Below are 10521 nucleotides of genomic sequence, written 5' to 3' on the forward strand. Positions count from 1 at the left end.
TTTTGCGAATAAAGGAAGGATAGTTGTGAAATCAAAAGCCCTTGAAGTCAATCTTTCCGGTACCAGAGCCGATGTCACCATTGATGAAAAATATCAATTGCTATTGGACATCTTTGACGGGTATGTGGGGATTTTAAACCGGTTGGAAATTTTTTTAAAAGAACTGTCCCATCCTTACCGGAACTGGGGGTTTATTGTCAGTGAGGCCCGGCATTTTACCCTTCATTATTTTTATCTTTACAAACCCCACCCCGAGGGCAGAAAGGCCCTGGAACTTTTTGCCGATATTTTTATCCTCGCTTTTGAGTCCCGGCCGGAGCAGGATGTCAGGGCGGCTGCCGTGGATAACCTGATGTTGGTGCTCCACCACATTGCCAAGGAATCGGGTCGAGAGGTGGCAATCTTTTTTCCGGTGATGGAAAAAGAAATGAACCGGATCCATTCCTATGAAGGCAAGGATTTCCATTTTTTTGTCTGCTCCTATTATCAGCCGGACAGGCTGGCCCAGGTGCTTGTGGAGCATTTGGAGAAAAACAAGGAGATACCCATTAATCCAGGGCTGTTTTTGTCCCTGAACCGTCTGCTGGCCAAGTTTTATGAGGCCTCCTTCACCTATTGGCTGGCCCAGGACGACCCGGTTGAATGGATGCGGGAAAACATTGATGAATGGCGGCTCAATGACGGCCTTATCCAGAGCCTGGACGCGATTTCCCATTCCCGGCTGACCCTCTGGCAGGCGAATCTTGAGGCACTTGTCCTCACCCATGACATGGGCTCTTGTGACACCACAGCCAAGCTCATCCAATTGACCGGGTACCGGGATTTTGTCAAACGCTTCAAAGAGGTTCCCCGTCAGATTTTAGACCATTCCCAGGGTAAAACCTATGGCAAGTACTTCAAGCTTACCTTTCTTTTCTATATTATCCATTCACCCGGGCTTGCCGGAATCCACCGGGAGGCCCTGGGAGATATCCACAGGACCCTGATTCAATTGATCGGGGACCGGGGGTTTAAAAAAGATATTCGGATTGTGGACCAGACCTTTGCCCTGCTCAAGGAGCATCGGGGCCGGTATCCGGGAACGGTGCTGGAGTGTATCCACAAGATCGGTGATGCCGTATACAAGACCGATGAAATTGAGTTGATCAATCATTTCATAGACAGGTCCGTGGACCACGGGTTCCAGTTTCCCATGATACGGGGCACAGGAGAGGACTGGCAGATCCAGGGAAACAATGCCCATGTGAAAAACATCCGGGTTTTTTTAAGTCTTGTGGGTCGGGAGCCCAAAAAATCCAAACGCCTGCTGTCTGCCTTGATCGTTTCCCTGTCCATTGGCGGGGTTTTTATCCGGGACACCGATCTTTTCCCCAGGGATATCACCCAGTTTTTAAATTCAGACGTGGGACCGGTGTTTAACCTGGTCAAGCAATTGGCAAGGCTTTTGCCTACTTTTTTTAATGAAATCGGTGCCGAAGGGGAGTTGCGGGATATCTCCACCCAGCTGGATGAGGCCTGTAATAGACGGGACCGCCTTGTTCATTTTTTGAGAAAGCAGTGCCATGTGGAAAGCTCCAGCCGGATTGTGGAATTTATTGAGCAGGTCATCCTTTTCTGGAAAACCCGGGATAAAACGCCCCTTAAATCCTTTGTTCCCCCGTCCATCTATGGGGAAATCAGCCCGACCGGGCGCTTTATTGACGGGCCGGGCAAAATTTTATTGTTCCTTGAATCCAAGGCCCTGGTTCAGCCGGAGGATTATCTCGTGTGTAAGCAGGAGACCCTGGACCGGCTGGTGGATAAGGTTGAGGGGGTTAAACAACTGGACCGGTCCCGGGTGAAACTTATATTTCGGTTTTACCGGCTGCTCAATGAAAAATACGGCATCAGCAATCTGAACCTGAAGGACTATCTTGTGGGTTTCAAGACAGAGGACCTGCCCGATCCTAATCGTATTATTCTTGCCCTTGAAGAACAAGACCTGGCAACCAGGATTGAGCTTTTATTGAATTATATGCTTGAGCTCAAGGAAATCATCCTTTCGGACAAAATCTATGCCGTTAATGAGGCCATTTATCACAAACGTCATTTTGCCGTGGATATTCCCTCCATGTACGGCAGTTATAATGAGGCAAAATTTGATGCCCTGGGGCTTACCCTTCGAATTGAGAGCATTGTTAATGTATTGTTTGAAGACCTGATCAACGGGATTGATCTGCGCTTGATCACCAAACCCACCTTTGTTAAAATTTTCAGTATTCTGATGCTGTTTCGCAAGGCCTTGAGCCTGGACGGCATTGTGTCCAACAAATTGGATACCCAGCTGGAGTTCTTAAAATATAGTGTGAATATCACCACCTGTTCGTTTACCCAGTATCTGGATATTTTCAAGGGGTTTATACGGGCTGTTGCCGATGCCGTGTCTGATAATTTTAACACCCTCCATTCTCGAAACCTGGTCCACGTGGAATCCCGGATCGGAAAAGATCAGATTCTTACCAAATATCTGCCCGGGGCCTATGCTGACAATGGTGCGGATCTGGACGCCAAGATGGCTAAAAAGCTGGACCAGCGGGTGGCTGATATTTTTTTCAGGGATCGGATTGCCACCTCCCTGGGGTTGCAGCAATTGGATGTTTTTTTAAACCGGATCCTGCACACCCTGTTCCGGCAGTCTGAAAAGCTTTCCCAGGATGAGCTTTCCGCTTTGCTCAATTATGACCCCAAATGTTCTGTTACCAATATTGATGACGAGGATCCCATCTCCAATAACATTATTTACCTGGGCAACAAGGGATGGAACCTGATCAAGCTGAAACACCTAGGTATTGAAATTCCCAATGGTTTTATCATTACCACCGAGGTTTTTAAGTGCCTGGATTTGATCAATAAATACACACCGGCAGCGGTGAATTTTAAACAGCATGTGACCGCTATGCTTGCCCGCTTGGAGGAAAAAAGTCATGCCTCCTTCGGGGATCCGGCAAATCCTTTGCTCCTGTCGGTTCGAAGCGGATCTTCCATTTCCCAACCCGGGATGCTGGATTCCTTTTTAAATGTGGGAGTTAATGAAGAGATTGCTGCCAGTATTGCCAAAAAGACAGGCAATCCCTGGTTTGCATGGGATTCCTATCGCAGATTCCTCCAGGCCTACGGCATGACCTTTGATATCCAGCGGGATGCCTTTGACCAAGTGATCAGCAACTTCAAGGAACGTCACAAGATTTCCTTTAAGCGTTATTTTACAGGGGATCAGATGCGAGAGGTGGCCCTGGCCTACAAGCAATTGCTTGTGGATTCCGGGGTGGAGCTCATTGAATCGCCCATGGAACAACTTTTTTTGGGCATCCACAAGGTGTTTTCCTCCTGGGATTCCAAACGGGCAAAGGACTATCGTAAGATCATGGGAATTTCCGATGACTGGGGTACGGCTGTAACGGTCCAGGCCATGGTTTTTGGCAACAGGTCCCGGCAGTCCGGATCCGGAGTTGTTTTCAGCCACAGCCCCAAATTGCCCGGTGATACCATCCGGCTCTGGGGGGATTTTACCATTGGTAACCAGGGAGAAGATGTGGTATCCGGCCTGGTCAAAACCCTGCCCATATCGGAAATCCAGAAGGATCTGGAGGAAAGGGAGTCTAAAACAAGCCTGGAAACCAAATTCCCCCAAATTTACAAGCAGCTTGTTTCCATTGTTCAGCAATTGATCTATGACGGCGGATGGAATCCCCAGGAGATTGAGTTTACCTTTGAGGGGCCTGAAAAAAAGGATTTGTTTATCCTCCAGGCCAGGGACCTCTCGTTGCGGGACCGGAAAAAAATGACCGGGTTTGAGGCCGATGACACACAACTTGCGGCATCCTACCTGGGCCAGGGAATTGGTGTGAGCGGGGGTGCCATGAGCGGCAGGATTGTGTTTACCCTGGAAGAAATAGACGGGTTTCGCCGCCAGGATCCGGATGCAAATGTCATTCTTGTCCGCAACGACACCGTGCCCGATGATATTTTGGAGATTGATGCGGCCGACGGGATCCTGACGGCCAAAGGGGGGCTGACCTCCCATGCTGCCGTGGTGGCCTACAATCTGAGGAAAACCTGTGTGGTGGGGTGTGAAAATCTGGTGTGCAATGAACAGGAGAAAGAGTGTACCCTTGATGGGGTAAAAATGAAGGTGGGGGATTATATCAGCATTAACGGATACAAGGGATCTGTATATCAAGGTGAAATAAAAGTCAGTTTAATCTAAATAAGGGGTATAAAATATGAATACAAATGACCCAATGGTCTTAGGCATTAACGGACTTGGAAGAATCGGAAAATTGACCCTGTGGCACCATGCCGGCAGAAAATTTTTTAGTAAAATTGTGATCAACGTGGGCAGGGAGGTGGGCACCTCAATGGCGGACATCCTCCACTATATTGAGCGGGACTCCACCTATGGCCGTCTGGAAGCGTATCTGTACGGATACCAAGGGAAACCGGTTATCACCGATGTGAATGAGGCGGCGTTTTCCTTTAAGGTGAACGAAATTGAGGTTAAAATTTTGAACAACCACAGAAACCCCAGGAATATTGAATGGGCAGACCACGGGGTGGCGATTGTTGTGGATACCACGGGTCAGTTTCTGGACCCTAATCTTGGCGCAGATGATCCCAAGGGCTCGATCCGGGGGCACCTTGAGGCAGGCGTTCAAAAGGTTGTGGCCTCGGCGCCCTTTAAGCTTAAACAAGGGGCTGTCATGCCCGATGATGCCGTAACAACGGTCATGGGGGTGAATGACAAGGATTATGATCCGATCCGCCACATCCTTATTTCCAATGCTTCCTGCACCACCACCTGTCTTTCCCACATGGTCAAACCCTTGCTGGACGCCTTTGGCATCGAACGGGTATTGTCCGCTTCCATGGCCACCATCCATGCGGCCACAGGATCCCAGCAGGTGCTGGACCGCCTGCCCAAGACAGGCGCCGTGGACCTGAGAAAGAACCGGTCCATTTTAAACAATATTATCCTGACCACCACCGGGGCTGCCAAGGCCTTGCAATTGGTGATTCCGGAAATGGCCACCATTGGGTTTATTGCTGAATCCGTGCGTATTCCTACCTCCACGGGGTCTTTGATCATTCTGGTGATGAATTTTCAGGAAGAGCTCAATAAAAAGCCCATCCGCCGGGATATGATCAATGATCTCTATAAGGTTGCGGCAGAGCAGAATTCAAACGGTTATCTGGTGTTTACCAATAAACAGAATGTCTCGTCTGATATTATCGGCACGCCCAAGGCCGGGGCTGTCATCGAAGGTCATGAAACCCATACAAGGACCGGAACCATCCATATAAATCTGGAACATATGCAGGGCATTGACAAGGATATTCTTGACAGCATCAAGGACCAGGTGGGCAGTATCCAGGTCACCCAGTCCGTGATATACGGGTGGTACGACAATGAAATGGCAAGCTATGTCAACATGATGGGCGACCGCACGGTTTCCGTTGCAGAAACCCTGGAATAGAAACAGTGGACAGCCCCATTTTTAAACGGCTGTTTCCTTTTCTCTTTTTTGCCGGCATGCTTTCTTCTTTTACGGGGCTTAGAGCAGATCCCCTGGACCTGCCTTTTTCTCCGGGAGAGGAACTTTCCTATAATATCCGGTGGCAGCGGATCAAGGCTGGTTCCTGTAGCATCAAGGTGCTGCCCACAACCCGTGTGGACACTGTCCCTGTTTTCCATTTTCAGCTGACCATTAAGAGCAATAAACTTGTGGACAAGCTCCATAAAATTCGGGATGTACTGGAGGGGTTTGTTTTTACGGATTTCTCCGGTTCCCTGCTGTATAAGCACATTGCCACCGGGAAAGAAAAAAAAGAGATCCGGGTTGAATTTTTCCGGGAAAAAAAGGAGGCAGTCTATACAAATTTTGGGGACAAGCGGGACCCCATTGAAATTTTAGAAAATACCTTTGATCCTGTATCCAGTTTTTATCGGATGCGAACCCTTAATTTTGATGCAGGCAATTCCCTGACCTTTCCGGTAAGCGATGGCAAGAAAACCTTTCTTCAAAGGGGGGAGGTGGTCAAAAAAGAAGAGATCTCAACCCCCTTGGGCACCTTTGATACCTTCCTTATTGTCCCTTCTGCTGCCAACCTTTCCGGGGTGTTTGAAAAGAGCACAAATCCCAGGATCCGAATTTGGGTCTCGGCAGATGAACGAAGAATTCCCCTTCGCATCCAGGTAAAGGTGGTGGTGGGAAGTATTATTTTTGATCTTGCCTCATTTAAACCAGGCGCCTAGGGCCGGTTTTTTTTACAGCATCTTGAAACCCGCTGCTTTCCAGCCGCTGATTCCCTTGTCCAGAACACTGGCCCCGGTGTATCCCTCTTCAAGATATTGAGCAGCAAGACCTGCCGCTGATCTGTCATCGGGTCACCCTCAGTAAAAAATTATGTTTGTCTCCTTTGACAGGTCGGGCTTTTTTTTTAAAAATTCGCTCATGGGGATGGCGCCTTCAAGGTAGGCCTGACGGGTGAATTTATCGTCATCATATATGCAGACCAAAAGACAGCGTCCTGCATCTGTTTTTGTTTTGGCATCTGCTGCTGATATCCGAGTAATCATGTGTTTTCCTCCATTAAGTTAGGGGGGGGGGCTGTGATGTGTGGACAGCCTATATTATATGCATGATTTTGATCCGGGCAAATATTTTTGCCGTTTGTTCGAGAATAGATATAAAAAAATGGATTCCTAAACTTTTTTATTGTATGAATGCTTTATGGGAGAAAATTGAATGGAAATTCAGTGGCTTGGAACTGCAGGGTTCAGGATGAAGTTTCAGGACCAGGTGATTCTTTTGGACCCTTATCTTTCCCGAAACCCAGAGGCCAGACCACGTCAGCCCCTAACGCCAAAGGAGGTGAAAGAAGCATCCCATATTTTTATTTCCCACGGCCATTTTGACCATCTCATGGATGTCCCCTTAATCGCATCCCAGACCAAAGCGAAGGTTTATTGTTCCCAAGAGGCAGCCGGTTCTCTGGAAAAAATGGGCCTTAATCCTAACCAAATACACAAAATTTCCACAGACAGATGGGAAGGCAGGTTTGGTGCTTTTCATGCCCAGGCTTTTTTCAGCAGGCATGTCCAATTTGATAAAAGATTGCTGTTCTCCACCCTGGGAAAAATTAATTTTAAAATACCCAGATACCTGCCCCTGTTTTGGAAATATCCCTGTGGCCAGGTATTGAGCTGGCGGTTTTCCTTTGGGGATAAAATTTTACATTTTTTCGGCAGTGCAGGGTCTTCCCGGTATGAGTTGGAACTGCTAGGGAATAGGGCCATTGATATTTTACTGGTTCCTTTGCAGGGGCATTCAGATATCTGTGATATTGCAGCCCGGTATGTGAAACTACTCCATCCAAAATGGGTGATTCCCCATCACCAGGATGATTTTTTTCCCCCTATTTCCAGACAGGTGGAGATTACTCCCTTTGTTGAGCGGGTTAAAAAAGAATCCCCGAATACCCGGATAAAAATCTTGAAACTCAACGAAAAGTTAGATGTTTCGTCTATGATGGGAGGTTAGGTACTAAGGTTAATCTATCAACAAATGGCTTGACTTATACAAGCCGTTTGCTAATCTTCCCTGGCGATTCTACCGGTGGTGGATATGATTTGTTTATAAACTGGTTTGCTCATAAAAGTGATCCTATTCAAACAACAGTTATTTGGGTTAACAAACTCACGGAGTGACGGATGAAAACAATTGGATTATTAGGTGGTATGAGTTGGGAAAGCAAATTGTTCACAACATCATTTATCAAGAATTATGCTTAGGTAAAATTGATTCGAGTTCAAAGGCTGAATATATACGAATCATTGATGCCTTGACCGTTCAAGGAGCAGAAGCGGTGATACTTGGCTGTACAGAAATAGGACTGTTGGTAAATCAAAGTGACACAAAAGTTAGACTTTTGGATACCACCGCAATTCACGCTGAAAAAGCTGTTCAGCTCGCAATATAACAAGGTGCTATTGTCGGACAAGTTTTGTCAAAGCGCGGCGTTTAAAGAAAGGACTGCTCGGGCGTTCCGGGGACATGATAATTAACTCAAACCAGGAGATAAAAATGCTGCTTACCAACACTGAAGAGATACCCGGCAAAAAAATTATGGCTTTTTATGGCGTTGTTTCAGGAAGTACCGTGAGAGCAAAACATTTCGGCAGGGATTTGATGGCGGGAATTAAAAATATTTTTGGTGGTGAACTAAAGGGATATACCGAACTTTTGCAAGAGTCCCGGGATGAAGCCATTGAGAGGATGAAATCCCAGGCAAGTCAATTGGGGGCCAATGCGGTTGTGAATGTACGGTTTTCAACTTCCTCTGTCGCTGCAGGTGCAGCAGAGATATATGTTTACGGCACAGCTGTATCAGTGGAGTAGGCTGATGGAACAATTAATTATATTTGCAGTTTTATTGTCCCTGGGGTATCTTTTCGGCCGCCGGGCTGAAAAAAAGCATTACCAATCAATCATAGCGCGCGAGAAACAACTGATTTCACTTCCAACCACTTCCAGTAAAAAAGTAGGGCACGACAAACATGAAATTGATCATTGTCAACTGGTCAATGGCAGTATGGTTGTATCGGTGGATTATTTTAAGCGGATTCTGGCAAAACTCAGAAACTTTTTGGGCGGTAATGTCCAGTCTTATGAAACGCTGATTGACCGGGCCAGGAGAGAAGCTGTTTTGAGAATGAAAGAATCCTGTCCAGAAGCTGATATGGTTGTTAACCTTCGGCTGGAGACCTCTTCGATTACCAAAGGAAGGAAAAACCAGATCGGTTCTGTTGAAGTTCTGGCCTACGGCACTGCAGTTTATTTTTGTAAATAATATCATGGAATATAAACCCTCATTGCCTGAACATAATGATAATGTCTCTCATGACCGGCCAGTCAGAGAGTTTGTCACATTATTTTCAGGCATAAGTATTTTTTTATTTATTGTTTTCTGGACAACGGGTCTATTGGTTGATTATGCAGTGGATTATATTTCTCCTGAAATGGAAGCAAAGATATTCTCTTCTTTCAATGGATTAAAAGCAGGCGTTGCTAGCGCCAAAGATCCAAAGCAGGCAGAACTCCAGCGGATGGTAGACCAGTTAAGTGAGTGTGTTCATCTTGCATATCCGTTAACTGTTTACCTGATCGATACAGAGGATGCCAATGCTATGGCGTTTCCCGGAGGTCGGATTATCGTTTTCAAAGGCCTGCTCAACAAAGTAAATTCTGAAAATGGTCTTGCCTTTGTCCTGGCCCACGAACTGGCACATTTTATTCATAGAGATCATTTGCGAGGTATGGGCAGGGGGATTGTTATTACTGCGATATCAGCTTTAATGACAGGTTCTGGTTCAGACTTTACACAGTTGTTCGCGCCGGCCACAAGTTTTAACATGGCACAGTATTCTCAAACTCAAGAAAGCATGGCTGACAAGAAAGCCCTGGAAATCCTTGCGTGCTCTTATGGTCATGCCGGGGGAGCAACAGAATTTTTCAAAGCCATGACACCAGACAAAGAAGGCAAGAACCTTTTCGGGCATTATTTTAACAGCCATCCGCAAGCCTTAGAGCGTATCAATAATCTTAACAGACTTGTAAAAGAGATGAATTTTGATGTTAAAATAGTGAAACCCTTAAATGCTTTGTTAAAAAATTCTGATTGAACATAGAAACGTTGCAGTTTAATTTATTTTCAAATAGGCGCATGTTGACATCCCCATGACCATCGTTACATTCTTATATGAGAATATAGACTGATGAGTAAAAGATTGCAATCTCACGACTTACTATTTTCACGTAAAATACCAAGGAGAAATACCAATTAAAATTATGGATATCGGTCAGGTGCTGGCTATTCAGCCCTCTTTGTAGAGGGTGTTTATGAATTTTATTGAAATAAAGGAATACAATAATGGATATGGATAATCCCCAGGTAAACGCCTATTTATATGAACTTTATACCCGAACAAAGGGGGATCCCCAGGTACAGGTGTCCATGTATGAGGTGGGGGAGTCTCTTGGCCTGGAAAGGAACGAGGCCAGGAAGATGGCCGAAGATCTCTTTATCGACGGATACGCTGAATTGAAAACCCTTGCAGGCGGTATTGGCATTACCAGCCAGGGATTGGGATTTCTGGATGTGAAAATTGTTCGTCAGCCTGATAATGAATCCCCGGGCCTTGGCAGCAATACCGTTTTGGAGGTCCAGGGGAAGGAAGCCGTGGAAAAAATTATGGGGGAAATAAAAGAAAGTCTGACCGGCACCGGCAAAACCTATATAAGATTGGAAGAAATGGTTATTGACATCAAAACCATTGAGATTCAATTGCTGTCACCCAATCCCAAAACAGCGGTGATCCGTGAGATATTGCGATCCTTGAGCCAGAGTATTGAAGGAGAGGAAAACCAGGGGCTGAAAGGAAAGCTGGAGACATTGATTTCCTCGTGATCAATGTAAATATCA

At 46.2% G+C, this 10521-nt stretch carries 10 protein-coding genes; 9 read left to right on the plus strand and 1 reads right to left on the minus strand.

Annotated features, from left to right (window positions below):
* Positions 1-25 precede the first annotated feature (25 nt).
* From ACZ45G_RS30185 to ACZ45G_RS30195, 3 genes are read left to right on the plus strand one after another with little or no spacing between them, the layout of a single operon-like run.
* Positions 26-4246, plus strand: coding sequence for a PEP/pyruvate-binding domain-containing protein (locus tag ACZ45G_RS30185; RefSeq protein ID WP_464174342.1), 4221 nt, complete (start codon positions 26-28; stop codon positions 4244-4246).
* A gap of 16 nt (positions 4247-4262) precedes the next feature.
* Entirely contained in the window at positions 4263-5513 is a 1251-nt protein-coding gene (locus tag ACZ45G_RS30190; RefSeq protein WP_464174343.1) for a glyceraldehyde 3-phosphate dehydrogenase NAD-binding domain-containing protein, read from the plus strand.
* A 5-nt stretch (positions 5514-5518) separates the two neighbouring features.
* A complete protein-coding gene (locus ACZ45G_RS30195) occupies positions 5519-6292 on the plus strand; it encodes a DUF3108 domain-containing protein (RefSeq protein ID WP_464174344.1) in 774 nt (257 codons plus the stop codon).
* Positions 6293-6430: 138 nt separating this feature from the next.
* Here the strand turns inward: ACZ45G_RS30195 and ACZ45G_RS30200 are convergent, their stop codons facing one another.
* Positions 6431-6616, minus strand: coding sequence for a hypothetical protein (locus ACZ45G_RS30200; protein WP_464174345.1), 186 nt, complete (start codon positions 6614-6616; stop codon positions 6431-6433).
* 169 nt (positions 6617-6785) lie between these two features.
* Between ACZ45G_RS30200 and ACZ45G_RS30205 the strand changes: the two genes are divergently transcribed.
* From ACZ45G_RS30205 to ACZ45G_RS30230, 6 genes are all read left to right on the plus strand, one after another.
* On the plus strand, positions 6786-7580 hold the full coding sequence (locus ACZ45G_RS30205) for an MBL fold metallo-hydrolase (protein ID WP_464174346.1): 795 nt from the start codon (positions 6786-6788) through the stop codon (positions 7578-7580).
* Between the two features lie 202 nt (positions 7581-7782).
* On the plus strand, positions 7783-8019 hold the full coding sequence (locus tag ACZ45G_RS30210; RefSeq protein WP_464174347.1) for an aspartate/glutamate racemase family protein: 237 nt from the start codon (positions 7783-7785) through the stop codon (positions 8017-8019).
* Between the two features lie 104 nt (positions 8020-8123).
* On the plus strand, positions 8124-8438 hold the full coding sequence (locus tag ACZ45G_RS30215; protein WP_464174348.1) for a YbjQ family protein: 315 nt from the start codon (positions 8124-8126) through the stop codon (positions 8436-8438).
* A 4-nt stretch (positions 8439-8442) separates the two neighbouring features.
* Positions 8443-8889 carry a YbjQ family protein gene (locus ACZ45G_RS30220; RefSeq protein WP_464174349.1) on the plus strand — a complete coding sequence of 149 codons (447 nt, stop codon included), beginning with the start codon at positions 8443-8445 and terminating at the stop codon, positions 8887-8889.
* Positions 8890-8893: 4 nt separating this feature from the next.
* Positions 8894-9721 (plus strand): M48 family metallopeptidase, encoded by an 828-nt coding sequence (locus ACZ45G_RS30225; RefSeq protein ID WP_464174350.1) that lies wholly within the window; start codon positions 8894-8896, stop codon positions 9719-9721.
* Positions 9722-9969: 248 nt separating this feature from the next.
* A complete protein-coding gene (locus ACZ45G_RS30230; RefSeq protein ID WP_464174351.1) occupies positions 9970-10506 on the plus strand; it encodes a hypothetical protein in 537 nt (178 codons plus the stop codon).
* Positions 10507-10521: the final 15 nt, after the last annotated feature.

It is taken from the genome of Desulfoconvexum algidum (assembly GCF_055382125.1).